The 294-nt window shown below is 48.3% G+C and carries 1 protein-coding gene; it reads right to left on the bottom strand.

Annotated features, from left to right (window positions below; all coding sequences use genetic code 11):
- Positions 1–294 (bottom strand): glutamate synthase central domain-containing protein (locus AB4585_RS26740; protein ID WP_372171768.1); only part of this gene is annotated, 294 nt, incomplete at both ends.

The following is a 294-nucleotide window of genomic DNA, read 5'->3' as shown; positions in this document are numbered from 1 at the left end:
GTGGCGGTTTTAACGATGATATTGGTATCACAGCGCAACTGCGCTTCCACCAATCGGTTTTGTACTGCGCCCACTGCCATAGCAGCAGGAATAGGCAGCTTACCTTTTTCTAGGTTTCTATCGGATAGCACTAGTAGTACCGCGCCATCACGCACCGCTTGCTCTGAGGCATCACATAGGGCTCTGATGGCTTGCTCTAGAGAAAGCTCATCTGGTGAGTAGCATAGGTTAAAGTACTGATGCTTATAATGTTTCTGATTCAGCTCCAGCAGTTGTTGCATGTCAGAGTAGAGC

The organism is Vibrio sp. 10N.222.49.C9, from assembly GCF_041474985.1.
Taxonomy (GTDB): Bacteria; Pseudomonadota; Gammaproteobacteria; order Enterobacterales; family Vibrionaceae; genus Vibrio; species Vibrio crassostreae_C.
The sequence above is the reverse complement of the archived record's forward strand: the minus strand, read 5'-3'. Positions and strand labels throughout refer to the sequence as shown.